Raw genomic sequence first — 24,206 nt, 5'->3', positions numbered from 1 at the left:
AAGCATATAAATTTCTTTTGCGCACCAGAAGCTGCTAAATTGCTTTGGTGCACACCACTGGTTGCCGCTCGGGAATACCCTCAGCCGGCAAGCGTCGAGGCGCACAGGGTTTCCACGGATCACGCATTGCCCCATGAAATACCATCAGCTGAAAGCGTTCGTCACCGTTGCGGAAGAAGGGAGCATTCGCGCGGCCGCGCGGCGTCTGAACGTGTCGCCGGCGGCGCTGACGAAGGCGGTCAAGGAGCTGGAGATCGCGCTCGGCGTATCGCTCGTGGTGCGCACCGCGCGGGGCGTGCAGCTCACCGCGTTCGGCCAGCAATTGCAGGTGCGCGCGCGGTTGATCGTCGCCGAAATGCAGCGTGCCCGCGACGACATCGAGCAGGCGCAGGGCGCGATGACGGGCTCCGTCGCGGCGGCGATCACGCCGGCGGCGGCGGTAACGATCCTGCCCGATGCGTTTCGCGCGTTCCGGCGGCGCTTTCCGGTCGCGCGCGTCAACCTGATCGAAGGGTTTCCGGGCATCGCGCTGCCGCGGCTGCACGACGGTTCGCTCGATTTCGCGGTCGCCGTCGTCGTGCCCGAACTGCTGGCGGCCGAGTTCGATCACGCGGAACTCTATGCGAGCCGATCGCTGATCGTCGCGCGCAAGGGGCATCCGCTTGCGTCGGCCACGTCGCTCGCCGATCTCGTCGACGCCGACTGGCTGATGAATCCGTCGCCCGAAAGCTCGACCCAGGTGCTGTTCAATTCGTTCGTTGCATATGGGTTGCCGGTGCCGCAGCGGGTCGTCGAATGCCCGAGCTTTGGGCTCGCGCACAGCCTGATGACGGGCTGCGACCTGATCGCGTCGATGCCCGAGCAACTGCTGCAGGGCGAGTGGGCGCGCGACCAGCTCGCGGTGCTGCCGATCCGCGAGCGGCTGCCGGGTGTATCCGTGCAGGTCGTCACGCGCCGCGACAGCCCGCTCACGCCGGCCGCGGCGATGCTGCTCGACTGCCTGCGCGATTCCGCGCGACGCAAAGGGCTCGGATGAGCGGTGCATGCGAGGGCATGCGTCGCATCAAGTAGTGATCCTGACTATCTACCGGGCATCCCCGGCAAGTCCCGCTTGCGGCTCGCTTGCCGCGAGCCGGTATCATAGCGGCCGGCCTGCCGCCCCGGCCGGCTTCCGACAACACGCCATCCGGCATCCAGCAATCAGAGGCATCACATGACCAGTGCAACCCAATTCGACAACGTATCGGTCGTCAAGCGCGCGAACGTCTACTTCGACGGCAAGTGCGTGTCGCATACCGTGCTCTTCCCGGACGGCACGCGCAAGACGCTCGGCGTGATCCTGCCGTGCGCGCTCAACTTCGGCACGGACGCGGCCGAATTGATGGAAGTGCAGGCCGGCAAGTGCCGCGTGAAGCTCGACGGCAGCAACGAGTGGCAAACCTATGGCGCCGGCGAATCGTTCTCGGTGCCGGGCAAGAGCCGCTTCGACATCGAAGTGCTCGAGACGCTCGACTACGTCTGCAGCTACCTGTAAGCGTGCAGGCATCGGCCGCGGCGCATGCGCGCGGCCGACGCGCACAAACGAAAAGCCCCGCCGAAGCGGGGCTCGTCGCAGGCGGACGGCGCAATGCCGTCCGGTGCGGGGCTTACAGGCAGGCGGTGATGTCGCCGGCGGAAGCGGCGTCGCCCCGCACGCCGACCCACGTCTTGGCATCCGCCTTCGACGACGGGCGAACCATCGCGGCCGCGCCGTTCGGCGGTTGCTGGCCCGGTACGTAGACATCGGTCGCCAGGCCGTTGGCGAGCACGTTCTGCGAGACGACCTGTTGTTGCGACTTGTCGGCCCAGGTCTTGGCGATGCATGCCGAGACGTCCTGAGCGGATTTCTGACTTTGTCCCACATTCTGCATGGCCGGATCGGCTGCATGCGCAGAAATTGCCACGGTCAATGCGATGAGCGGTAAGTATTTCATGTTCACGTTTTATCTCCCTCGAGTCGTGATTGATTGAGTGGGATTGCGCAGCAGAACTGCGTTTCTGTGAGATTGCATCGGACCCATGCGGTTCCGGCGATTCCGCAACAAGTTGTTAACGCGCTTGCCAAACGGCGATCCGGATGCTGTGTGTTCTGCGGCGCTGCGGCATACGTCGCGTGCGGCCCGCATGGAGGCGGGGACGCGGCAACGACGTCATGCTTCGTGAGGTCGGCTCGCTGCCCTGTGGTGTGGCGGATTGACGGCCGCGGCGTGCTGCATGTGTCTGCATGTCGCGCCGCGACGCTTCTTTATTGGATGACGAATTGGAATGGCTGAATGGTGGCCCCGTCGCATGAGCACCATGATGACAAACTTCCGTTCGATGAACTGTCAACGAAGTTTAAACGCCAAACGCGCCGTTTCTGACCGCGGGAGACGACGAAGAGAGCGGTGCGCGGCCGGCGCGCCGCGCACCGCTGCAAAGATCAGCCGACCTTGCGGGCGCCGATATCGCGCAGGTTGACCGGCACGACCGGACGGAAGCGCTCGCGCTTCTGTTCGTCGTCGAAGTGCTGGAGCGCGGGCTTGATCAGGTCGCTGCGCGACACGATGCCGGTGAGGCGCAGCGATTGCGGATCGTCGACGACCGGCAGGCGTTCGAGGCTGAGCATCGCGAGTCGCGATGCGACCACGCGGCAGGTCTCGTGTGCCTGCGCGACGGCCGGTGCGCGATCGGCGAACGCGCTTGCGAGCGGTGCGTCTGGCCCGGCTTGCGCGCGGTGCGCGTCGAGCGTCGCGCGATCGACGAGGCCGAGCAGGCGGCCGTTCTGCACGACCGGGTAGGCACGGTGCGTCTGCTTCGCGCCGAAGTATTGCGACGCGACGGCGTCGAGCGGCATGGCGCCGTCGATCGCGACGAGCGCATCGGCGGACGTCATCACTTCCGCCACGTCATGACGTTCGAGCGGATCGACGCCGTATTCGCGGTAGATGTGATAACCGCGGCGCGCGATCTTTTCCGTCATGATCGAGCGCTTCATCGCGATGGTCGCGAAGCCGTGCGCGACGAGCGTCGCCGCGAGCAGCGGCAGCAACGCGTTTGCGTCGTGCGTGAGGCCGAACGCGAACACGATCGCGGTGAGCGGTGCGCCAAGCGTGGCGCCGAGCGTGGCGGCCATGCAGACGAGCGGCCACAGCGCCGGATCGCCGCCGGGCAGCACCGGCGACAGCACGGTGCCGAGGCCCGCGCCGAGCATCAACAGCGGGGCGAGCACACCGCCGGACGTGCCGGAGCCGAGCGCGATCACCCACATCACGGCTTTCACGATCAACAGCGCCAGCGCGATCTTCAGCGCGATGTGCTGATGCAGCAGGTCGCCGATCACGTCATAGCCAACACCCAGCGCGCGCGGCTCGAGCCAGCCGCCGATGCCGATCACGACCGCGCCGAGCGCCGGCCACCACATCCAGTGCACCGGCAGCTTCGCGAAGGCGTCTTCGACGCGGTACAGCGCAGCCGACAGGCCGCACGCGAGCATGCCCGACAGCAGGCCCGCGACGATGCACGACAGCAGCGCGACGGGCGTCGGCGACGCGGTGGTCAGCGGAAACAGCGGCTCGACGCCGAAGAACACCGCGCGCGCGAAACCGGCGACCGCACAGGCGAGCGCGACCGGCAGGAAACTGCGCGGACGCCATTCGAACAGCAGCAGTTCGACCGCGAGCAGCACGGCGGCGACCGGCGTGCCGAACACGGCGGTCATGCCGGCGGCCGCGCCCGCGACGAGCAGCGTCTTGCGCTCGGCGGCGGTCACGTGCACGCATTGCGCGATCAGCGAGCCGAGCGCGCCGCCCGTCATGATGATCGGGCCTTCGGCACCGAACGGGCCGCCGCTGCCGATCACGACGCCCGACGACAGCGGCTTGAGGATCGCGACCTTCGGCGACATGCGGCTCTTGCCGAACAGGATCGCCTCGATCGCCTCGGGAATGCCGTGGCCGCGGATCTTCTCCGAACCGAAGCGCGCCATCAGCCCGACGATCAGCCCGCCGACCACCGGCACGACGATCACCCATGCACCGAGCGTATGGTTCGCGGGCGAACGATCGGCGAACGAAAACTGCTGGAAGAAGAACAGGTTCGTGAACAGGTGAATCAGGCTCAACAGCACGAACGCCGCCAGCGTGCTGAGCAAGCCGATCCCGGCGGCGAGCAACGCGATCCTGGGCAGGCGTTCGTTGGTCGAGAAATCGCGTTTGTGTGGTGCGTTCATCGGAGTGAGGAAAGGTCGGTAAAGCTAGGGTCAGTAATCGATCTGCGGAACCTGGAACGCGCCCTTGAGCGATTTCAGCTCGGCGCGATGCATGGCCGCGAGGCGGGCGAGCAGTGTTTCGCCGGCCTCTTCGAGGTGCACCTCGACCTGCCGGCGGTCCGCTTCGCTCGTCTTGCGCTTCACGAGCCCGAGCGCCTCGCAGCGCGTCACCAGCGCGACGACCCCGTGATGCTGCGCCTGCAGGCGTTCGGCGATTTCCCCGATGGTTGCCCATTCACGGTGCGGGTAGCCTTTGATGTGCAGCAGCAGCAGGTATTGCAGCGGCGTCACGCCTTCGCTTTGCGCGGCGCGTTCGGAGAAGCGCTCGAAGCAGCGCATCTGGTAGCGGAACTCGGACAGTTGCTGGAAATCGCTTTTGGTCAGCGAGCGGCGGTTATCGGTCATTGCAGTCGGTCGGACAGGCGGTTTCGGTAGCGGCGAATATATCACAACGTGATATAAATGGCTGATTTTCGGCGAAATGACCCGCATTGCGTCGTGCGTCGGTGCCGTTCGTTCCGGTTACGCGGCTTCCAGCATCTGCGTTTGCCGGTACAGGCCCGTGACGAGATCGGTCTGCGTAATGATCCCGACAAGTCGGCGCGATGCGTCGACAACCGGGATGTGGTGGTGGCCCGAGTGCGTAAACAGCGGCACCAGCGCGGTGATCGGCATGGTCTGCGGCACGGCCGCGACGTCGCGGGTCATCACGGTGGCGACGCTCGGCGGCTGGCCGCCGAACGACTGCGGCAGCCGCGCGGACAGCCGTTGCCACAGCGGGATCGGGCGGCGCACCTGGCGCGTGAGGTCGGCGCGCGTGACGATGCCGATCAGGCGATCGTCGCCGTCGACGACGGGCAGCGCCTTCACGCGATGGCGCTCGAGCAGCGTCAGCGCGGCCGCCACCGACGTGGATGGCGCGACTTCGATCGCGTTCTTCGTCATCAGCTCGGCGCACGTGAGCTGGCCGAACGTGCGCGTATACGCCTGCATCTCGGTTTCGCGCAGCAGCATTTCGAGGTCGTCCGGATCGACGTCGAGCCATTCGCTACGGCGCTTGAGCACTGTGTCGAGATCGGCGCGCGTGAAGCCGCCGCGTGCGGGCGCGGTGCTGCCGGCGTGCGGTTTCGCGTCGGGACGCACGCCGCCGTGCGGATAGCGGTGGCCCGTCAGCGCGTGATATATGAGCGCGGCCGACAGCAGGATGCCCGATTGCAACGCGATCGGCTCGACCACGAAGCCGAAGCCGAGCGCATGGATCGCCGGGCCGCCGAGCACGGCCGTCAGCGCGACCGCGCCCGACGGCGGGTGCACGCAGCGCAGCGCGAACATGCCGCCGATCGCGAGGGCGACCGCGACCGCAGCGGCCGTGATCGGATCGGCGATCCATTGCGCGCACGCAACGCCGACGCTCGCCGCCACCAGATTGCCGCCGATGATCGACCACGGCTGCGCGAGCGGGCTCGCGGGCACCGCGAACAGCAGCACGGCCGACGCGCCCATCGGCGCGACGAGCAGCGGCATGAGGCCCGGCACGCCGGGCAGCAGCCGCATCGTGACGCCGACCGTCGCGATGCCGACGAGCGCGCCCATGCACGAGCGCATGCGTTCGCGCCAGCCGAGCGTCATCGGATGGGGCATGAAGCTGTGCAGCCATTGGCGGAACGTGCGGCGCGACGGGGAGGAGCCTGACGACATGGACGGTAAGCGGTAAAAATGACGGCGCGGATGATCCGGCGCAAGAGAACCGGAATTATATCGCGTTGTGATACAAATTGCCGCTCGCGCATTAATGCGGTCCATGCGCGTGATGCATGATGCTTGCAAAAGCCTTTCATAGGGCGAAAAGCGTGGGTGCCGCGCGATCGCGCAATTTTGTCTGCGGCGGCGTACAATTCCGGCCACCGAATTCCCCGATATGCCACAGCCACGCACGCGATGCCCGCTCTCCCGCCCGTTCCCCGGCATGGCGATCGCTTGCGCGAGGTTGGCGCGCCCGCCTCGATTCCCGTCTGACGCGAGCGCCGCCGACGTTTCCCCACCGACACTCCCCAAGCCAATTCAATGGACATGCTCGAAAACATGCGCCTGTTCGTGCGCGTTGTCGAAGCCGGCAGTTTCACCGCGGTCGCAAAAGAAATCGACGCGACCACCGCGCAGGTGTCGCGCGCGGTTTCGAATCTCGAAGCCCACGTACAGACGCGCCTGCTGCATCGCACGACGCGCCATCTCGGCCTCACCGAAAGCGGCGAGCGCTACTTCGAGCGGGCGAAATCGATCCTCGCCGAAATCGACTACGCGAACGCCGAAGCGCGCAACGCGCTGCTGCGGCCGAGCGGCAAGATGCGCATCCATGCGATGACGGGGCTCGGGCAGAGTCATGTCGTGTCGTCGATCGTGCGCTACCAGGAAGACAACCCGGACGTGTCGGTCGAGCTGACGCTCGCGCAGCGGATGCCGAACCTCGTCGAGGAGGGCTACGACGTGTCGATCGTGACCGCGTCGCAGTTGCCCGATTCCGGCTACGTCGCGCAGACCTGCGGCACGAGCTGCAGCGTACTGGTCGCGTCGCGCGACTACCTGGCGCGGCACGGCACGCCGACGACGCCGGACGACCTGCCGAACCACGTGTGCCTGCGCCTCGATACGCCCGCGTCGCCGGCCAGCGAGTGGCGGCTCGAGCGCGGCGACGACGAGGAGACCGTCTACGAACTGCAGCCGGCACCGTTCCAGGTCAACGTGCCGGATGCGCTGTGCGTCGCGGTGCGGGCGGGGCGCGGCATCGCGTGTGTCGCGCTGTACACGGTGCTCGACGACCTTCGCGAAGGGCGGCTGATCCGCGTGCTGCCGGAGTACCGGCTGCAGACGGTCAGCGTGTACGCCGTCTATGCGACGCGCCGCTATCTCGACGCGAAGATCCGCACCTTCCTCGACCATCTGCGCACGACGCTCACGCCCGCGCTGGAAAACGACCTGCGCGAACTCGACCGGCTCACGGTCGAGCACACGCCGGGCAGCCGCCAGCGCGCGTGACGCCGCCGACGGTGGTTCGTTCGCCGCGCGTCATGCGGCCGGCGTGATGCGAATCCGCTCGAAGCGGCCCGCGAGCCACGCATAGGCGGCGATGCCGATCAGCCCGTGCGCGGCGACGAACCACAGCGCACCCGCGAATGAACCCGTGTGCGCGACGAAGTAGCCGATCACGAGCGGCGTGACGATCCCCGCGATGTTGCCGAGGCCGTTGAACACGCCGCCGCTCAGGCCGACCATGCCTTCCGGCGCGGTGTCGGCGAGCACGGCCCAGCCGACCGCCGCGAGCCCCTTGCCGAAGAACGCGATCGTCATCAGCGCGATCACGACGGCGTTCGACGACGCGCCGTTCGCGAGCACGAGCAGCGTCGCCATTGCCATCCCCACCACGAACGGCGTCTTGCGTGCGCGCGACGGATGTACGCCGCGCCGGATCAGCCAGTCCGACAGCACGCCGCCGAGCACGCCGCCCGTGAAGCCGCACAGCGCCGGTAGCGCGGCGACCCAGCCGGCCTCCATGATCGTCATCCCGCGCCCCTTGATCAGGTAGATCGGGAACCACGTGATGAAGAAATAGGTGAGCGCCGTGATGCAGTACTGGCCGACATAGATCGCCCACAGGTTCCGATGGCGGAACAGCTGCGACGCGTCGTGCCACGATACGCGCGGCCGGTGCCGGACGCGGTTCGCCTCGAGATCGACGAGCGCGCCGTGTGCGCGCAGGTAGTCGCGCTCGGCGTCGCTCACGCGCGGATGGCCGTGCGGCTCGCGATACCACGCGAACCAGAGCGCCGACAGCGCGACGCCGAGCATCCCCATCCACAGGAACACGTGTTCCCAGCCGAGCGCATGCGTGAGCCACGCCATCGCGGGCGTGAACAGCACGACGGCCATGTACTGCGCGGAGTTGAACAGTGCCGACGCGGTGCCGCGCTCGGCGGTCGGGAACCAGCACGCGACGATCCGCGAATTGGCCGGGAACGCCGGTGATTCGACGAGCCCGAGCATGAAGCGCATCGCGAACAGCGCGAGCGTCGCGGCCGCACCCTCGACGGCGAACCAGCCGACCGTGCCTTGCAGCATCGTGAACACCGACCACAGCAGCAGGCTCAGGCCGTACACGCGGCGCGCGCCGAAGCGGTCGAGCAGCCAGCCGCCCGGGATCTGGCCGATCGCATAGGCCCATGCGAACGCGGAGAAGACGATGCCGAGCTGCACGGGTGACAGCCCGAGGTCGTGCGCGACGCCGGTGCCGGCGATCGACATCGTCGCGCGGTCCGCGTAGTTGACGACGGTGACCGCGAAGATCAGCGCGAGGATCGTGTAGCGGACGCGGCCGATCGTGCGCGATGGGGCGGAAGAAGCGGACGAGGCGGCGACGGCCGCGCCGCCGCTGGATCGATTGGGCATGCGAGTCTCCTGGCCTCCGTCGTGCGGAGGCGTTTCGTTTGGTGTGGTAGACGGGGGAACGTGCGTCGCTCAGCGCGTGACGCTGGTCGGCGGCCGCTGGCCCGCGAAGCACGCGGCGAGGTTGGCGAGCACGATCCGGCCCATGGCTTCGCGCGTCTCGTGCGTCGCGCTCGCACGGTGCGGCTGCACGACGACACGCTCGAGTTCGAGCAGCGCGGCCGGCACGTGCGGTTCGTCGACGAACACGTCGAGGCCGGCGCCGGCGATCGTGCCGTCCGCGAGCGCGCGCACCAGCGCGGCCTCGTCGACGAGCTTGCCGCGCGCGACGTTGATCAGGAATCCTTGGTTGCCGAGCGCGGCGAGCACGTCGGCCGTGACGAGCACGTTGCCATGATCGGCCGATGCCGCGAGCATGAGCACGTCGCTGTCGCGCGCGAGCGCGATCAGGTCGGGCACATAGCGGTAGCCGCTGTCGCGGTGTTCGCGCGGGCCGAAATAGCTGACCGGCATCCGGAACGCCTGCGCGCGCTGCGCGATCGCGCGGCCGACGCGGCCGAGACCGACGATGCCGAGCCGCTTGCCCGTCACCTGGGTCGCCAGCGGCTGCGCGACCTTGCCCCAGCGGCCGGCGCGCACGATGCGCTCGCCGGCGCCGAGATCGCGCAGCGTCATCAGGATCAGCCCCATCGCCATGTCGGCGACGTCGTCGGTCAGCACGTCGGGCGTCGTCGTCACGTGAATGCCGCGAGCGCGGGCGCGGTCGAGATCGACCGCGTCGGTGCCGATGCCGCTGATCGCGATGATCTCGAGCGCGCTCAGACGGTCCGTCAATGCGGCCGACAACCCGTTCGCGCCGCCCGTGACGACGCCGCGGATGCGCGACGCGACGCGATCGAGCAGCGCGTCGGGCTGGTCGGCCGCATAGAGCCGATGCACCGCATAGCGGGCGGACAGTTCGGCGTCGATGGCGTCGGGAAGCGGCTGGGTGAGCAGGATGTCGATGGTCATGAAGGTCTCGGTCGTCGTGCGCGGCGCGGGCCGTGCATCAGGTGCAACCGAGTATAGGAATCGGATCGATGTTGGTCTAACATCAAAAGACTATCGATTGATTCAAGATTTGAATGATTGAACTGAACCAGCTTCGCTGCTTCGTCGCCGTCGCCGAGGAACTGCATTTCGGGCGCGCGGCCAAGCGGCTCTTCATGACGCAGCCGCCGCTCAGCCGGCAGATCCAGTTGCTCGAGCACGCGCTCGGCATCGCGCTGCTGGAGCGCAGCAGCCGGCAGGTCAGGCTGACCGCGGCCGGCGAGCGCTTTCTGCGCGATGCGCGACACATCCTCGAGTTTTCCGCGCGGGCCGAGCAGGCCGCGCAGCGCGTCGCGCACGGCGGGGCCGGCCGCATCACGCTCGGTTTCACGGCGGTCAGCGCGTACCGGATGATTCCGGTGCTGCTCGCGCATGCGGCGCACGCGCTGCCGGACGTCGATGTCGAACTGCGCGAAATGGTGTCGACCGTGCAGATCGACGCGCTTGCGTCGCGCATGCTCGATGCGGGCTTCGTGCGCCAGCGCGCCGCGCGCCATCCGCTCGAATACCGGCTCGTGCAGCGCGAGCCGATGCTCGTCGCGGTCGCGCAGGGCGCGCCGCTCGCCGCGTACGAGCGGATCGGCCCGGACGAGCTCGACCGGCAGCCGTTCATCGCGTATTCGCCGAACGAGGGGAAGTACTTCCACGACATGATCTCGGGGATGTTCGCCGGCGCCGGCCGCTTGCCGAACTACCTGCATTACGTCGGGCAGACGCATACGATCCTCGGCCTGGTGCGCGCGGGGCTGGGCGCCGCGCTGGTGCCGGCGTCGGCGCGCGAGCTGCATGTCGACGGCGTGGTGTTCCGGCCGCTCGCGGGCGTCGACGTGGCGGCCGAGCTGTATCTCGCCTGGCGCGCGGACAACGACAATCCGGCGCTGCCGGTGTTCAACGCGATGGTCGAGCGGTTTCTCGCGCAGGAGCAGGGCGGCGCGGCAGCAACGTAAGACGCTCGCGCCATGTAACAAGCTTTCAATCCGGAAGCTTGCCGCAGGCGATGACAAGCAATCCTGAGCGAGCGTGACAGGTTGCTGTCCTGCGAATCCTTACCGTGCCGAAAGCTGCTTCGATACCTGCGTTCCAACGGCGCAACGCAGCGGTTCGCTGCACTGCGACAACCGCTTGACGCTGCATGCCGGTCGGCGCAGGATACGTCCGTGCCTTTGGAGCGGAACGCGCCGGCCGCGCGGTTCCTGCACCCGCGATACGCAAAAGAACAACGATGAGCCTTTACGCACTCGTACCGGAACACCGGGCCCGCGTCTGTCGGCCCGCCGGAGCACCGCTTCTCCCGACGCCCGTCGCGTCACGTATCCGTCATCCCGTTTCGTACCGTGCATCGGTACACTTTCCCGTCCGCGCAATGGCCGCGACGACGAACGGCGCCGCTCCGGCCCGCCGCATCGCGCCGCCGCCTGCCGCCCCCGATCACCGCATCCTGAACGGCGCCTACACAGGCGTCTCGTGACGCCCGTCGCGCCCATCCTTGTATTGCGCCGCCGGCATTCCTGACTGCCCGGCGGCACCGAAGTCCGAAGCATTTCGATTGAGCTTGAAAAAGGCAAACGCAAGCAGTTCGGTTCGAGGTTCAAGGAGAAAAACTCATGTCGCAGCTTTCGAATGAAGCAAACGGCAGTTCGGGGAGTGGCAAGGCCAAGCTGATCAAGTGGGCGATCATCATCGCTGGCGTCGCGATCGCGGCACCGGCCGCGCTGTTCATCCTGAAGGGGATGATCGCGCTGATCACGGCGGCCGTGATCGGCCTCGGCGCGATCTATTTCGCGCCGGTCGTCGCGATGAAGTTCGCGAACCAGAAGGTGAAAATGATCGTCGAGGAGGCGCAGTCGAATCCGATCGAGACACTGATCAACCAGCTCGCGGAAAAGCGCCAGGCGGCACAGAAATTCGCGGACAGCATCACCGCGTTCCGCACCGAGGTGAAGAACTTCGAGAACAAGACGGAACTGTTCGAGAAGCAATATCCGGATGACGCGCCGCGCTTCCGGTCGCAGCTCGACACGATGAAGCAACTGCTCGCGTTTCGCGAAGGCCGCTACAAGCAGGTACAGGCCGAGCTGAAGAATTTCGCATCGGCGATCGATCGCGCGAAGGCGATGTGGGACATGTCGCAGGCGGCGCAGCAAATGAACAAGCTCGCGGGCCGGCAGGCATCCGACACGTTCGAGCAGATCAAGACCGACGTGGCCGTCGATTCGGTGATGCGCTCGGTCAACAAGGCGTTCTCCGAAATGGAGACGTCGCTGATGGATAACCCAGAGGTCAAGCAGGCGCAGCAGCAGGCGGTGATGAACGGCGCCCCCGCGGCCGTGCCCGGCCCCGACGCGGCACACGCCGCCGCTTTGCCGTCGAAACAACAATAATTTCCCGCAGGCACGCAACCATGAAAAAACTTTTCGGCGCAATCGCGTTTCTGGTGGTGCTCGTCGGCGTCTGGATCGTCCATCAGGGCGGCCTGTCGACACTGATTCCCGCGCACGATGCGGCTCCGGGCGCGACGTCCGCGCAGTCGGCCGACGCAGGCCAGCCCGCGCAGCCGTCGGCATCGGGCAACGTGGTGCCGGCCGGCTTCACGCCGCAGGCCAGCACGCTGAAATCGATCGCCGAAAACGGCATCGTGCGGATCTCGGTGCAGAACCCGAGCGAGCCGTTCTTCGGCGAGGACAAGGGCGCGCCGCACGGCTTCAACGTCGAGTTCGCGCGGCTGCTGTTCGCGGATCCGTCGTTCTCGCACGGCGGCAAGCCGGTCGTCGTCGATACGCGTCACGAAGTCGACACGTACCCGGGCGTGCCGAAGCAATTGCTCGACACCGACGCGAAGGGCAACCACGTCGTCGACGTCGCGATGGACGGGCTGACGTTCGCGGACAACACGCCGGCGGGCGTCGTCTACTCGGTGCCGTATGTCGACGATTTCGGTTATTCGCTGATCGTGCGGCAGGGCTCCGCGATCCGCTCGGCCGACGATCTGGCCGGCAAGACGGTCGGCATTCTGAAAGGCGACCCGGACGTGCGTGCGTTCGTCACGCGCCAGTATCCGAACGTGCGGTTCGTCGAGGTCGACGATTCCGATCCGGCGTTCCTCGCGAAGAGCCTCGACGGCCGTGCGGTCGACGCGTTCATCTACGACTATCCGTTCGCGGTCAGCTCGATCAAGGGCACCGACCTGAAGTTCGCGGTGACCAAGCTCGACGGCTCGAACATCGCGTACAAGATCGGCGTGCGCGCCGACGACCAGGACCTGCTGATCTACCTGAACGCCGCGATCGCGAAGCTCAAGCAATCGCCGCAGTATCTCGACCTGCTGCGCAAGTACTTCGTCAGCGACCAGACGGTGACGACCGCGGCCGCGTCCGGTGAACACACATACGTGGTGAAGGCGGGCGACACGCTGAACCTGATCGCGGCAAGCAAGCTCGGCAGCGGCCAGCGTTTTCGCGAGATCCAGCGCCGCAACAACCTCGCCAACCCGAACCTGATCCTGGCAGGCCAGCATCTCGTGATTCCGGTCCGGTAGCGGCGGCGTGGCGTGAACGGAGGTGAAGGGACGTGAGGAAGTGCGCGCGGCCCGGCGGAGGTGATCCGCCGGGCCGCGCGCATTGATGGGTCAGTGAGTGATCGACAGGAACAGGTAGGCCGCGAACAGCGACAGGTGCACGACGCCGTGCAGCACCGTCGTGCGCCCCTGGCTGAGCGTCAGCGTGCTGACGAGCAGCGTGAGCGCCAGCAGCACGGTTTCCATCGCGCCGATGCCGAGCGTGAGCGGCTGGCCGACCCAGATGAACACGGCCGCGACGGTCGGGATCGTGAGCCCGATGCTCGCGAGCGCCGAACCGAGCGCGAGGTTCATGCTGGTCTGCAGGCGGTTCGCGCGTGCGGCGGTGACGGCCGCGAGCCCTTCGGGCAGCAGCACGAGCGCGGCGATCACGATGCCGACCGCCGCTTCGGGCGCGCCGAGCTTCATCACCGCATGCTCGACGGCCGGCGACAACAGCTTCGCGAGCAGCACGACCGCGACGAGGCTCGCGAACAGCAGCACGAGGCTGATCACCGCGGTGCGCCCGCTCGGCGGCGCCGCATGCACCGATTCGTTCGCACTGTCGTGCGCGGTGAGGAAGTAGTCGCGGTGACGCACGGTCTGCACGAAGACGAATGCGCCGTACAGCACGAGCGACGACACGCCGGCGAACGCAAGCTGCGATTTCGAAAAGAACGGACCCGGCGCGGCGCTCAGGTAGTTCGGCATCACGAGCGAGAGCACGGACAGCGACGCGAGCACCGCAAGCGCCTTGCTCGCCCCGCGCCCCTGGAAGTCCTGCTCGCCGTGCTTCCACGCACCGACCAGCAGGCAAAGGCCGACGATACCGTTGCAGATGATCATCACGGCAGCGAACACGGTGTCACGCGCGAGGCCCGATTTCTCGGGACCGGCGCCGAGCATGACCGACACGATCAGCGCGACTTCGATGACGGTCACGGCGACCGCGAGCACGAGCGTGCCGAACGGCTCGCCGACGCGGTGCGCGACGACTTCGGCATGGTGGACGGCGGCGAACACGGCGCCGGCGAGCGCGGCGGCCAACACTGCGATGACGAGGCCTTCGGCCGGCACGACGCGCGACAGCGCGAGTACCAGCCACGCGGCAAGCGGGGCCCAGAGGGTCCAGCGCGGGAGCTGGTTGGACGAGATCGGCATGGACGGTTTTCCTATGCGAGTGGCGGCGCGCGACGCGCCGTCACGGATTGACGAAGCCCGGCCGGAAAATCCGCCGAACGAGGACGATGATGCTGATGGGCGGCAGCGCGGAACGGTGCTGCCTCCGGTTCGCCGCCATGAGGCGGCGAGGGGCGCGGGCGGGCCGAAGCCCGTCGCTGGATGAAACGGTTCGATGCGACCGGGTGCCGATGGCGGGGCGCGTGGACGTGCCGGCAGGCGGCCCTGCAGTTCGGAACCGGCCCCGAAAGGGCGGCGGGCGATGGGCGGCGGTGTGACACGCGGTTTCCCCTGGAATCCGGCGATTTGTCGAATTTTATCAGGCGTTCGGGGGTCGCTATCTCATATTCGAATACTTTCATTGACCTTTCGGTTTACAAAAAGTGCCCCGATCGTTCGATTTTTTTGTTTTTGCAGTTTCCGTAACGCTCTCTTGCATGACAAATTCGGGCTCGTCCTGACATAAATTTACCGACCGGTCGGTTTATAATCGCTCGCACTTCCACTTCATTGACGGATCGCAAGCGATGGCTGGTTCTTCTGCACATTCGGTGAATTCGGGCGCGCTGGCGCCGTCGGCGGTCGTCGGCGTGATCGGTGCGGGCGCGATGGGCGCGGGCATCGCGCAGGTCGCGGCGGCCGCCGGTCATACCGTGCTGCTGTACGACCTGAACGAGGCGGCGTGCGACAAGGCGCTCGCCGGCATCCGCGCGCAGTTCGCGCGACTCGCGGAGAAGGGGCGCATGGAGCCGGCGCAGGCCGACGCGGCCGGCAACCGGATTCGCGCGGTGCGCGCGCTGGCCGAGTTCGCTGGCGCCGCGCTGATCGTCGAGGCGGCGGCCGAGCGTCTCGACGTGAAGCGCGAGATCTTCGCGACGCTCGAACGCCATGTCGACGATACCTGCGTGCTGGCGACCAACACGTCGTCGATCTCGATCACGTCGATCGCGGCCGGGCTGCGCGCGCCGCAGCGCGTGGCCGGCCTGCATTTCTTCAATCCGGCGCCGCTGATGGCGCTCGTCGAGGTGGTCAGCGGGCTCGCGACCGCGCCGGAAGTCGCGCAGGCGCTGTATGCGACCGCCGCCGCGTGGGGCAAGCAGCCCGTGATGGCGAAATCGACACCGGGCTTCATCGTGAACCGCGTCGCGCGGCCGTATTACGCGGAGGCGCTGCGCGTGCTGAACGAGCAGGGCGGCACGCCGGCCTCGATCGACGCGGTGATGCGCGAAGCGGGCGGCTTCCGCATGGGGCCGTTCGAGCTGATGGACCTGATCGGCCACGACGTGAACTTCGCGGTGACCGAGTCGGTGTTCCGCGCGTACTTCAACGATCCGCGCTACACGCCGTCGCTGATCCAGCAGGAACTCGTGAACGCGGGCTTCCTCGGGCGCAAGTCGGGGCGCGGCTTCTATTCGTATGCGGACGGTGCGACGCCGCCCGCGCCGGAACTCGAAGCGCCGCGCGACGCGCCAGCCGACGTCGCGCTGTTCGCGCAGGACGGCCCGGCCGCCGCGCTGCATGCACGCTTCGCCGAACGCATCGCGGGTGCGCGGCGCAACGGCCCGGATGCCGACGAACTGCTCGCCGTGGCCGGCCGCGCGTCGATCGCGCTGACCGACGGCCGCACCGCGACGGCGCGCGCCGCGCAAACCGGCGTGGCCGATCTCGTGCTCGTCGATCTGGCGCGCGACTACGCGCAGGCCGGGCTGGTCGCGCTGACGCGCGCGCTCCAGTGCGGCGACGCCGCCTACGCCGATGCGGTCGGCCTGTTCCAGCAAGCCGGTTTCCGCGTCGTAGGCGTTGCCGACGTGCCGGGCATGGTTGCGATGCGCACCGTCGCGATGCTCGCGAACGAGGCGGCCGACACGGTCAACCAGGGCGTGTGCTCGCCCGCCGATCTCGATCTCGCGATGGAGAAGGGCGTGAACTACCCGTGCGGCCCGCTCGCGTGGGCCGATGCGATCGGCATCGGCCGCGTGCATCGCGTGCTGTCGAACCTCGCGGCGAGCTACGGCGAGGACCGCTATCGCGTGTCGCCGCGCCTCGCCGCCTTGCACGCGGCCGGCCGCACGTTCCGCTAGCCGGCGGCCCCATCACCCCGATCACGATAACGACATCACTCCACTGGAGGAGCACCCCGATGACTCACCCGACGCATCCCGCCGCCGCCCTCGATCCGATCGAGACCGCCAGCCGCGACGAACTGCAGGCGCTGCAGCTCGAGCGCCTCAAGTGGTCGCTGCGCCACGCGTACGACAACGTCCCGCACTATCGTCGGACGTTCGACACGGCGGGCGTGCACCCCGATGACCTGAAGACGCTCGCCGATCTCGCGAAATTCCCGTTCTCGACCAAGAACGACCTGCGCGACAACTATCCGTTCGGGCTGTTCGCGGTGCCGCGCGAGCAGGTCGTGCGCGTGCATGCGTCGAGCGGCACGACCGGCAAGCCGACGGTGGTCGGGTACACGGCGCGCGACATCGACACCTGGGCGAACGTGACCGCGCGCTCGATCCGCGCGGCCGGCGGCCGCCCGGGCGACACGCTGCACAACGCGTTCGGCTACGGGCTCTTCACGGGCGGCCTGGGGATTCACTACGGCGCGGAGCGGCTCGGCTGCATGGTCGTGCCGATGTCGGGCGGGCAGACCGAGAAGCAGGTGCAGCTGATCCGCGATTTCGAGCCGAAGATCATCCTCGTCACGCCGTCGTACATGCTGAACCTGATCGACGAGATGGTGCGGCAGGGGATGGACCCGGCCGCGTCGTCGCTGAAGATCGGCATCTTCGGCGCAGAGCCGTGGACGCAGGCGCTGCGCGAGGAAGTGGAGACGCGCGTGGGCATCGACGCGCTCGACATCTATGGGCTGTCGGAAGTGATGGGCCCCGGCGTCGCGTGCGAATGCGTCGAGACGAAGGACGGCCCGGTGATCTGGGAAGACCACTTCTATCCGGAGATCATCGATCCCGTGACCGGTGAAGTGCTGCCGGACGGCAGCGAGGGCGAGCTCGTGTTCACGTCGCTGACGAAGGAGGCGATGCCGGTGATCCGCTACCGCACGCGCGACCTTACCGCACTGCTGCCGCCGACTGCGCGCGCGATGCGCCGGCTCGCGAAGATCACGGGCCGCTCCGACGACATGCTGATTGTGCGCGGCGTGAACGTGTTCCCGAGCCAGATCGAGGAAATCGTGGTCGCGCAGCCGAAGCTGTCGGGCCAGTTCCAGGTCACGATCTCGCGCGACGGCCACATGGACCGGCTCGACCTCGCGGTCGAGCTGCGCTCCGAGGCCGTCGCATGCGTGACCGACGGCGAGCGCGCGGCGATCGCGCGCGAGCTGCAGCACCGGATCAAGACGATGATCGGCGTGTCGGCCGGCGTGACGGTGCTCGCCGCCGGCGGCATTCCCGCGACCGCGACCGGCAAGGCCCGACGCGTGATCGACCGCCGGCAGGCCGCCTGAGTTTGGCCGTTCCCTGTTCTACCCCGAGGAAACCTGTTCGATGGATGGATTGAAGACCCTGGCCGTTGCCGTCGATGCGCGCGGCATTGCGACCGTCGCGCTGCAGCGCGGCGACGTGCTCAACGCGTTCGACGAGACGATGATCGCCGAGCTGACCGACGCGTTCACGACGCTCGGCCGGCGCGACGACGTGCGCGCGATCATGTTGCGTTCGGACGGCCGCGCGTTCTGCGCGGGCGCCGACCTGCAGTGGATGCAGCGCGCGAGCGCGAACGACGCCGCCGCGAACCTGCGCGACGCCGAGCGGTTCGCCGCGATGATGCGCGCGATCCGGCAGTGCCCGAAGCCGACGGTCGCCCGCGTGCAGGGCCACGCGTTCGGCGGCGGTGTCGGCCTGTGCGCGGCCTGCGACATCGTGATCGCGAGCGATCACGCGCGCTTTTCGGTCAGCGAGGCACGGTTCGGGATCCTGCCGTCGGTGATCGGCCCGTATCTGGTCGAAGCGGTTGGCCAGCGCCAGGCGCGCCGGCTCGCGCTGACCGCGACGCAGCTCGCGGCCGGCGAAGCCGTCGCGATCGGGCTGATCCACCAGGCCGTGCCGCTCGACGCGCTCGACGCAGCACTCGACAAGACGCTCGCGGAACTGAGCCGCAACGGCCCGAACGCGCTGATGGAGATCAAGCGCTTTTTCGACGAGATCGGCGAGTACCCGCCGTCGGACGAACGTGCGGCGTTCACCGCGCAGACGATCTCGCGCGTGCGGGCCACGCCGGAAGCGAAGGAGGGCTTCGCCGCGTTCTTCGCGAAGCGGCCGCCGGCGTGGGAGCCGGGCACCGATTGAGGCTGTGGCGCGGGCCCGCCGGGCCCGGGTCGCGATTTGCGTCTCGGGCGCGGGCGCTTGCTCTACAATGCGTGACCTCCGGCGCGCCGCCGGCCCCAGCCCTGATCGTTTCCTCGCCCCGATGATCGTCGACCGCCTTATCTCCGAGATCCTGTTCGGCTTCACCGGCCTGATCGGCATCATCAATCCGATCGGCATTGCGTTCCTGTTTCTCGAACGCACCGAGGCGCTGACCGAGCATGAACGGAACCTGCTCGCGAAGAAGGTCGCGTTCAACGCCTTCATCGTGTTGCTGGTCGCGTTCTTCGCCGGCACGCCGGTGCTGCATTTCTTCGGGATCTCGATGGAAGCGCTGCGGATCGGCGGCGGCTTCGCGGTCGCCGTCGCGGGCTGGCAGATGCTCAACGAGCCGGACGGCCCGGGCGGCGGCGACACGCCGGTCAAACCGATCGACGCGAACGCGATCATGACCCGCGCATTCTTCCCGCTGACCGTGCCGCTGACGGTCGGCCCCGGTTCGATCGCCACCGCGATCGCGCTGAACGCGAACCGCACGCACAAGCTGTCGGAATTCATGCTGTCGAGCATCGTGTCGATCTCGGTCTCCGCGCTCGTCGCGGTCGTGATCTGGCTGACCTACAGCCGCGCCGCGCTGCTGTCGCGCTATCTCGGCATCGAAGGCACCAAGGTCGCGAAGCGCGTGTCCGCGTTCCTGCTGCTGTGCATCGGCGTGCAGATCATGCTGACCGGGTTCTCCGAGTTCCTGCGGCCGCTCGCCGACCAGATCAAGTAATTCGTTCCTCCGTGTGATCCGGCCCGGCCCCGCGCGATGCGTGCGGGCCGCGGGTCGCGTTCGTCTGTTCGACCCGACGCGACCTTGCCCGGCGGCGCGCGAGCGCGGCGCGACGCGTTTGCGCGCCGCGGGATACCATGCGACGTCCGGCGGATGCACGCCCCGGCGTCCGTGCCCGGTGCACCGAAGCGTGGCGCGCATCCGGCCGCAACTCCACTTCAATGACGAGGCGAGCGATGGAATACGTGAAATTCGGGTCGACCGGGATGGACGTGTCGAAGCTGGTGCTGGGCTGCATGACGTTCGGCGAGCCGTCGCGCGGCACGCATCCGTGGACACTGCCGGAAGCGGAAAGCCGCCCGATCCTCCAGCGCGCGATCGAGGCCGGCATCAATTTCTTCGATACCGCGAACATGTATTCGGACGGCACGTCGGAAGAGATCGTCGGCCGCGCGCTGCGCGACTTTGCGAAGCGCGACGACGTCGTGATCGCGACCAAGGTGTTCTACCGGATGCGGCCGGGGCCGAACGGCGCGGGGCTGTCGCGCAAGGCGATCATGACCGACATCGACCAGAGCCTGAAGCGGCTCGGCACCGACTACGTCGACCTGTACCAGATCCATCGCTGGGATTACGGCACGCCGATCGAGGAGACGCTCGAGGCGCTGCACGACGTCGTGAAGGCCGGCAAGGCGCGCTACATCGGCGCGTCGTCGATGTTCGCGTGGCAGTTCGCGAAGGCGCTGCATACGTCGACGCAGAACGGCTGGACCCGCTTCGTCAGCATGCAGAACCACGTGAACCTGCTGTATCGCGAGGAGGAGCGGGAGATGCTGCCGCTGTGCGAGGCCGAGGGCATCGCGGTGATTCCGTGGAGCCCGCTCGCGCGCGGCCGGCTGACGCGCAACTGGGACGAGTCGTCCGGCCGGCAGCAGAGCGACGACGTCGGCCAGCGGCTCTATGACGCGACGGCCGATGCCGACCGCGCGATCGTCGAGGCCGTCGCGGCGATTGCCGCCGCGCGCAACGTGCCGCGTGCGCAGGTCGCGCTCGCGTGGGTCGCGCACAAGCGCGGCATCACCGCGCCGATCGTCGGCATCTCGAAGCCGCATCATCTGGACGATGCGCTCGGCGCATTGGAACTGAAGCTGACGGACGACGAAATCGCGGCGCTCGAAGGCCCGTACGTGCCGCACGCGGTGGCCGGTTTCAACTGAGTTCAACCGAGCGAAACCGGCGGGCGCCGCCGCCGTCCACGGCGCTTAGCGCGCGGCGGCGAGCATCGGGTACGTGAACAGCCCGAAGTGGATCACGTTCAGCCCCGCGTGCGCGAGCGCGGATGCGAACAGCCCGCCGCGCCGCCATGCCAGGCCGTAGCCGATGCCGGCCACTGTGCCGAGCACGATCCAGTGCCAGCCGCCGGCCGCGTGCGCGGCGCCGAACAGCAGCGCGCCGATCGCGAGCGCGACCCACGGCCCCCAGCCGAAGCGGCCGAGCACGCGCGTGAGCCCGCCTTGCACGTAGCCGCGGAACAGCGCTTCCTCGGCAAGCGTGACGAGCAGCACGTTGTTGGCGAGCCACATCCAGCCCGACGCCGGCCATTTCGGCGCCCAGCCGACCATCCCGAACGCGAGCGCGCCGGCCAGGCAGACCGCGGCCGTTGCGACGCCCGCCACGGCACCGGTGCGCAGCGCGCGCGCCGGCGCGACGTCGGGCATGACCCACGGCAGCACCCACAGCAGCCACAGGCCGACCAGCGGCTTGTCGAAATTCAGGTACATCGTGAACGGCACGGCGTCCGGCGTGAAGCGCGTCGGCTCGATCACGCGTGGATTATGGAAGCCGGGAATCAGGTGCAGGCTCAGCGCGATCGCGAGCGCGGCAAACACGACGTGCGCGGCGATCCGCACCGCGAGCGGGCGGCCCGGCGCGACGCCCCAGGCGGCGGCCACGAGCAGCGCGAGCGGCGCGAGCACGATCGGAGAGAGTTTGCCGAACGCCAGCGCGCCGGCATAGCCGAGCGCCGCGACAGCGATGCTCGGGCCGTGCAGCGGGCGCTGCCACGCGAACGCGGCGGCAGCGAACAGCGCGAGGCAGATCGTGGCACACGGGAGAAGCCAAAGGGACATGGGGCGATGCATGGGTCGAACGAGACGCCGCGCATCATACCCCAACGACCGTGACGTGCCGCCGGGCGGGCGGGGCGGGCGCTCAGCGGCCGGCGATCTCGGTGACGCCGTCGCGGGTCGGGATGTCGACGCTGTTGCGCTCGCGCATCCGCCGCCGGTACCAGAAGGTCCACAGCAGCAGCGTGCCGAACACCGTGTAACCCATGATCGGCGACACGACGAGCACGCGCTCGACGGGCCAGGTGACGACCATCCACAGCCGCAGCAGCATCTCGAGCGTCATGCATGCGCCCCACACGAAGGTCATCAGCCGGAGCATCTGGCGTAGCCCCGGCTGCTCGGCCCACACCGTCTCGAAACGCGCGGCGCCACCGGCCATCTCGCGGGCGACCGTCGCGCGGGCGAGGTAGAAGATCAGCGGGCGATCGCGGAACAGCGACAGCAGGAACACGACGCCGATCGTGCCGGACGCGAGCGATTCGCGCATCAGCAGCGTGCGCGCGCTGCCGCCGAGCGCCATGCCGGCGATCGACAGCGCGATGCCGAGCAGCACGACGGCGGCCACCGCATCGACGCGGCGCGAGCGGATGAATTCGACGATGGACCAGACGATGGGCGGAATCGCGGACGCGTACAGCGCGCCGGTTTCGCCGAAATACGGATGCGCGACCCGGTAGGCGACCCAGGGCAGCACCAGGTTGACGAAGAGTTCGAGGATCAGGCCGGCTCGTGGTTTCACGGAAGCGGGCGCGCGGGTGGCGCGCGGGGCGGTGATGTCGCTTCGAGTATATCGAAGTCCGACCCCGCGCGCCGCACCCGACGCCGTTGTGCACGCACCGAATCCGGGCGGGCGCGCGGGCCGGGCGGACGGCGAGTCGCGCCAAGGCTAGCGGGGGCCGCCCGGCGCCGCGTCCGGCCGTCACGCGGCGATCATCGCCCGGTTGCCCGGTCGCGGGTTCGTCAGGCCGTCGCGGGCTGGACGATGATCTTCACGTTCCGGTCCTTGTGGTTGACCAGCTCCTCGAAGCCGTGCGTGACGATGTCGCCGAGCGTGATCCGCCCGGTGATCAGCGGCTGCACGTCGATGCGGCCGTCCGCGATGAAGCGGATCACGTCCGCGAATTCGCCGTTGTACGCGAGCGAGCCGATCACTTCCTTCTCGGTCGACACGATGTCGAAGAAGTTGAACGACGTCGGCTCCTCGAAGATGCCGACCATCACAGACTTGCCGGCCTTGCGGATCACGTCGATCGCGAGCTGCGCGGTGGCCGTGTGCCCGATGCACTCGAACGATACGTCGGCGCCGTAGCCGCCCGTCAGCGCCTTGATTTCCGCGATCGCGTCCGACGCCTTCGGGTCGATCACGACCGTTGCGCCGACCTCCAGCGCCTTCTGTTTGCGCGCGGCCGACATTTCCAGCGCGATCACGCGCCCGGCGCCCGCGGCCTTCGCGCACATGATCGTGCACAGGCCGATCGTGCCGGCGCCGACCACGACGACGGTCTGGCCGACGATGTTGCCGGCCTTCTTCACCGCATGCAGCCCGACCGCGAGCGGTTCGATCAGCGCGCCGGCCTCGGTCGGGAAGTGGTCGGGCAGCTTGTACAGCAGCTCGGCCGGCACGTTCACGTATTCGGCGAACGCGCCGTTGTTCATCAGCCCGGTGAACGCGAGGTTCTCGCAGATGTTGTACAGCCCGTGCTTGCAATACCAGCAGGTGCCGCAATGCTGGCACGCGTCGGCTGTCACGCGGTCGCCGAGGGCGAAACCCGACACGCCCGCGCCGAGCGCCGCGATTTCGCCGCTGAACTCGTGGCCGAGGATGCACTGGCCCTTCAGGCCCGTCAGCGGGTGCGGCGCGTCGACCGGGATGAACACGGGCCCGGCGACGTATTCGTGCAGGTCGGAGCCGCAGATGCCGCACCAGTGCACGCGGATCTGGACCCAGCCGGCCGGCGGGTGCGCCGGAACGGGAACCTCTTCGACGCGGATGTCGTTGCGGCCGTGCCAGACGGCGGCCTTCATGCTGGGTGCGGTGTTCGATGCCGGTGTGCTCACGTTGCTGTCTCCGTCAGGTTGTCGTCGGACGCGCGGCAAGCGGCCGGTACGTCCGTCGCGCGATTGCGCGAGCGATCGATATGCAGGAACGGGGCCAGCTTGAATCGGTGCTCCGGTGGCGAGCGAGGCGGGGCGGTGGTGTGCGGTGCAGCAGGGCGTCTTGCGTTGACATCTGGCGATGCCGCGTGAATCGCGCGCGGAATTTGCTGCGATTGCGATGGCGTGGTTCGCGTGAGACGCCGGGACATTCGTCTCAGCCGTTTGAGACGAAATGCGAGACGCATGGCTCGGCCGGGGTCGCCGTCGCACGCCGTGGTGCGAGCCCATTGTGCCGATCAGCGAAACGCATCGTTGCGCACGTTTCCCTTTACTTGAA

General features: G+C 68.0%; 21 protein-coding genes. 11 read left to right on the top strand and 10 right to left on the bottom strand.

Annotated elements, in window-relative coordinates; all coding sequences use genetic code 11:
- Positions 1 to 133: 133 nt before the first annotated feature.
- A complete protein-coding gene (locus LMA02_RS24655) occupies positions 134 to 1,036 on the top strand; it encodes a LysR substrate-binding domain-containing protein (protein WP_228907873.1) in 903 nt (300 codons plus the stop codon).
- Between the two features lie 177 nt (positions 1,037 to 1,213).
- Positions 1,214 to 1,534 carry a pyrimidine/purine nucleoside phosphorylase gene (locus LMA02_RS24650; RefSeq protein ID WP_006751994.1) on the top strand — a complete coding sequence of 107 codons (321 nt, stop codon included), beginning with the start codon at positions 1,214 to 1,216 and terminating at the stop codon, positions 1,532 to 1,534.
- Positions 1,535 to 1,646: 112 nt separating this feature from the next.
- On the opposite strand, the gene LMA02_RS24645 is transcribed toward LMA02_RS24650, so the two are convergent.
- The 4 genes from LMA02_RS24645 to LMA02_RS24630 form a co-directional block, all read right to left on the bottom strand.
- Entirely contained in the window at positions 1,647 to 1,973 is a 327-nt protein-coding gene (locus LMA02_RS24645) for a hypothetical protein (RefSeq protein WP_175751834.1), read from the bottom strand.
- A 488-nt stretch (positions 1,974 to 2,461) separates the two neighbouring features.
- A complete protein-coding gene (locus LMA02_RS24640) occupies positions 2,462 to 4,249 on the bottom strand; it encodes a chloride channel protein (protein WP_228907872.1) in 1,788 nt (595 codons plus the stop codon).
- Positions 4,250 to 4,279: 30 nt separating this feature from the next.
- On the bottom strand, positions 4,280 to 4,693 hold the full coding sequence (locus LMA02_RS24635) for a MarR family winged helix-turn-helix transcriptional regulator (RefSeq protein ID WP_006761649.1): 414 nt from the start codon (positions 4,691 to 4,693) through the stop codon (positions 4,280 to 4,282).
- 117 nt (positions 4,694 to 4,810) lie between these two features.
- Positions 4,811 to 5,986 (bottom strand): HPP family protein, encoded by a 1,176-nt coding sequence (locus LMA02_RS24630; protein WP_228907871.1) that lies wholly within the window; start codon positions 5,984 to 5,986, stop codon positions 4,811 to 4,813.
- 366 nt (positions 5,987 to 6,352) lie between these two features.
- On the opposite strand from LMA02_RS24630, the gene LMA02_RS24625 reads away from it, so the two are divergent.
- Positions 6,353 to 7,321, top strand: coding sequence for a LysR family transcriptional regulator (locus tag LMA02_RS24625; protein WP_228907870.1), 969 nt, complete (start codon positions 6,353 to 6,355; stop codon positions 7,319 to 7,321).
- 30 nt (positions 7,322 to 7,351) lie between these two features.
- On the opposite strand, the gene LMA02_RS24620 is transcribed toward LMA02_RS24625, so the two are convergent.
- Complete coding sequence (locus LMA02_RS24620; protein WP_228907869.1) at positions 7,352 to 8,728, bottom strand: MFS transporter; 1,377 nt, start codon at positions 8,726 to 8,728, stop codon at positions 7,352 to 7,354.
- Between the two features lie 69 nt (positions 8,729 to 8,797).
- On the bottom strand, positions 8,798 to 9,736 hold the full coding sequence (locus LMA02_RS24615; protein WP_228907868.1) for a 2-hydroxyacid dehydrogenase: 939 nt from the start codon (positions 9,734 to 9,736) through the stop codon (positions 8,798 to 8,800).
- Positions 9,737 to 9,849: 113 nt separating this feature from the next.
- On the opposite strand from LMA02_RS24615, the gene LMA02_RS24610 reads away from it, so the two are divergent.
- From LMA02_RS24610 to LMA02_RS24600, 3 genes are all read left to right on the top strand, one after another.
- Entirely contained in the window at positions 9,850 to 10,761 is a 912-nt protein-coding gene (locus LMA02_RS24610; protein WP_166724359.1) for a LysR substrate-binding domain-containing protein, read from the top strand.
- A gap of 657 nt (positions 10,762 to 11,418) precedes the next feature.
- Positions 11,419 to 12,195 (top strand): hypothetical protein, encoded by a 777-nt coding sequence (locus tag LMA02_RS24605; protein ID WP_228907867.1) that lies wholly within the window; start codon positions 11,419 to 11,421, stop codon positions 12,193 to 12,195.
- Between the two features lie 20 nt (positions 12,196 to 12,215).
- On the top strand, positions 12,216 to 13,349 hold the full coding sequence (locus LMA02_RS24600) for a transporter substrate-binding domain-containing protein (protein WP_228907866.1): 1,134 nt from the start codon (positions 12,216 to 12,218) through the stop codon (positions 13,347 to 13,349).
- A gap of 90 nt (positions 13,350 to 13,439) precedes the next feature.
- Here LMA02_RS24600 and LMA02_RS24595 read toward each other — a convergent pair whose 3' ends face one another.
- Complete coding sequence (locus LMA02_RS24595; protein ID WP_228907865.1) at positions 13,440 to 14,528, bottom strand: calcium:proton antiporter; 1,089 nt, start codon at positions 14,526 to 14,528, stop codon at positions 13,440 to 13,442.
- A gap of 545 nt (positions 14,529 to 15,073) precedes the next feature.
- On the opposite strand from LMA02_RS24595, the gene LMA02_RS24590 reads away from it, so the two are divergent.
- From LMA02_RS24590 to LMA02_RS24570, 5 genes are all read left to right on the top strand, one after another.
- Complete coding sequence (locus LMA02_RS24590; RefSeq protein ID WP_228907864.1) at positions 15,074 to 16,627, top strand: 3-hydroxyacyl-CoA dehydrogenase; 1,554 nt, start codon at positions 15,074 to 15,076, stop codon at positions 16,625 to 16,627.
- A 59-nt stretch (positions 16,628 to 16,686) separates the two neighbouring features.
- Positions 16,687 to 18,009: a phenylacetate--CoA ligase PaaK gene (paaK, locus tag LMA02_RS24585; RefSeq protein ID WP_175702548.1), complete on the top strand. Its 1,323-nt coding sequence runs from the start codon at positions 16,687 to 16,689 to the stop codon at positions 18,007 to 18,009.
- Between the two features lie 40 nt (positions 18,010 to 18,049).
- Positions 18,050 to 18,850 carry an enoyl-CoA hydratase-related protein gene (locus LMA02_RS24580; RefSeq protein ID WP_228907863.1) on the top strand — a complete coding sequence of 267 codons (801 nt, stop codon included), beginning with the start codon at positions 18,050 to 18,052 and terminating at the stop codon, positions 18,848 to 18,850.
- A gap of 121 nt (positions 18,851 to 18,971) precedes the next feature.
- On the top strand, positions 18,972 to 19,643 hold the full coding sequence (locus tag LMA02_RS24575) for a MarC family protein (protein ID WP_166724366.1): 672 nt from the start codon (positions 18,972 to 18,974) through the stop codon (positions 19,641 to 19,643).
- Between the two features lie 236 nt (positions 19,644 to 19,879).
- Complete coding sequence (locus LMA02_RS24570; protein WP_126225509.1) at positions 19,880 to 20,860, top strand: aldo/keto reductase; 981 nt, start codon at positions 19,880 to 19,882, stop codon at positions 20,858 to 20,860.
- A 45-nt stretch (positions 20,861 to 20,905) separates the two neighbouring features.
- On the opposite strand, the gene LMA02_RS24565 is transcribed toward LMA02_RS24570, so the two are convergent.
- The 3 genes from LMA02_RS24565 to LMA02_RS24555 form a co-directional block, all read right to left on the bottom strand.
- Entirely contained in the window at positions 20,906 to 21,772 is an 867-nt protein-coding gene (locus LMA02_RS24565; RefSeq protein ID WP_228907862.1) for a CPBP family intramembrane glutamic endopeptidase, read from the bottom strand.
- Between the two features lie 82 nt (positions 21,773 to 21,854).
- The gene (locus tag LMA02_RS24560; RefSeq protein WP_228907861.1) at positions 21,855 to 22,511 is read right to left on the bottom strand and encodes a VC0807 family protein; all 657 of its coding nucleotides are present in this window, start codon (positions 22,509 to 22,511) and stop codon (positions 21,855 to 21,857) included.
- A gap of 221 nt (positions 22,512 to 22,732) precedes the next feature.
- Entirely contained in the window at positions 22,733 to 23,797 is a 1,065-nt protein-coding gene (locus tag LMA02_RS24555; protein ID WP_228910002.1) for a 2,3-butanediol dehydrogenase, read from the bottom strand.
- Between the last annotated feature and the right edge of the window lie 409 nt (positions 23,798 to 24,206).

The sequence above is a fragment of the Burkholderia sp. B21-005 genome, assembly GCF_020843965.1.
GTDB classification, from domain to species: domain Bacteria; phylum Pseudomonadota; class Gammaproteobacteria; order Burkholderiales; family Burkholderiaceae; genus Burkholderia; species Burkholderia ambifaria.
This window is presented reverse-complemented; position numbering and strand designations above follow the sequence as displayed.

Bases quoted from the DNA above. Each gene is read 5' to 3' on its own strand.
- LMA02_RS24565 (WP_228907862.1), bottom strand. From the start codon at position 21,772: ATGTCCCTTTGGCTTCTCCCGTGTGCCACGATCTGCCTCGCGCTGTTC.
- LMA02_RS24620 (WP_228907869.1), bottom strand. From the start codon at position 8,728: ATGCCCAATCGATCCAGCGGCGGCGCGGCCGTCGCCGCCTCGTCCGCT.
- LMA02_RS24645 (WP_175751834.1), bottom strand. From the start codon at position 1,973: ATGAAATACTTACCGCTCATCGCATTGACCGTGGCAATTTCTGCGCAT.
- LMA02_RS24615 (WP_228907868.1), bottom strand. From the start codon at position 9,736: ATGACCATCGACATCCTGCTCACCCAGCCGCTTCCCGACGCCATCGAC.
- LMA02_RS24640 (WP_228907872.1), bottom strand. From the start codon at position 4,249: ATGAACGCACCACACAAACGCGATTTCTCGACCAACGAACGCCTGCCC.
- LMA02_RS24630 (WP_228907871.1), bottom strand. From the start codon at position 5,986: ATGTCGTCAGGCTCCTCCCCGTCGCGCCGCACGTTCCGCCAATGGCTG.
- LMA02_RS24635 (WP_006761649.1), bottom strand. From the start codon at position 4,693: ATGACCGATAACCGCCGCTCGCTGACCAAAAGCGATTTCCAGCAACTG.
- LMA02_RS24575 (WP_166724366.1), top strand. From the start codon at position 18,972: ATGATCGTCGACCGCCTTATCTCCGAGATCCTGTTCGGCTTCACCGGC.
- LMA02_RS24610 (WP_166724359.1), top strand. From the start codon at position 9,850: ATGATTGAACTGAACCAGCTTCGCTGCTTCGTCGCCGTCGCCGAGGAA.
- LMA02_RS24605 (WP_228907867.1), top strand. From the start codon at position 11,419: ATGTCGCAGCTTTCGAATGAAGCAAACGGCAGTTCGGGGAGTGGCAAG.
- LMA02_RS24600 (WP_228907866.1), top strand. From the start codon at position 12,216: ATGAAAAAACTTTTCGGCGCAATCGCGTTTCTGGTGGTGCTCGTCGGC.
- LMA02_RS24625 (WP_228907870.1), top strand. From the start codon at position 6,353: ATGGACATGCTCGAAAACATGCGCCTGTTCGTGCGCGTTGTCGAAGCC.
- paaK (WP_175702548.1), top strand. From the start codon at position 16,687: ATGACTCACCCGACGCATCCCGCCGCCGCCCTCGATCCGATCGAGACC.
- LMA02_RS24555 (WP_228910002.1), bottom strand. From the start codon at position 23,797: ATGAAGGCCGCCGTCTGGCACGGCCGCAACGACATCCGCGTCGAAGAG.
- LMA02_RS24595 (WP_228907865.1), bottom strand. From the start codon at position 14,528: ATGCCGATCTCGTCCAACCAGCTCCCGCGCTGGACCCTCTGGGCCCCG.
- LMA02_RS24650 (WP_006751994.1), top strand. From the start codon at position 1,214: ATGACCAGTGCAACCCAATTCGACAACGTATCGGTCGTCAAGCGCGCG.
- LMA02_RS24580 (WP_228907863.1), top strand. From the start codon at position 18,050: ATGGATGGATTGAAGACCCTGGCCGTTGCCGTCGATGCGCGCGGCATT.
- LMA02_RS24655 (WP_228907873.1), top strand. From the start codon at position 134: ATGAAATACCATCAGCTGAAAGCGTTCGTCACCGTTGCGGAAGAAGGG.
- LMA02_RS24570 (WP_126225509.1), top strand. From the start codon at position 19,880: ATGGAATACGTGAAATTCGGGTCGACCGGGATGGACGTGTCGAAGCTG.
- LMA02_RS24590 (WP_228907864.1), top strand. From the start codon at position 15,074: ATGGCTGGTTCTTCTGCACATTCGGTGAATTCGGGCGCGCTGGCGCCG.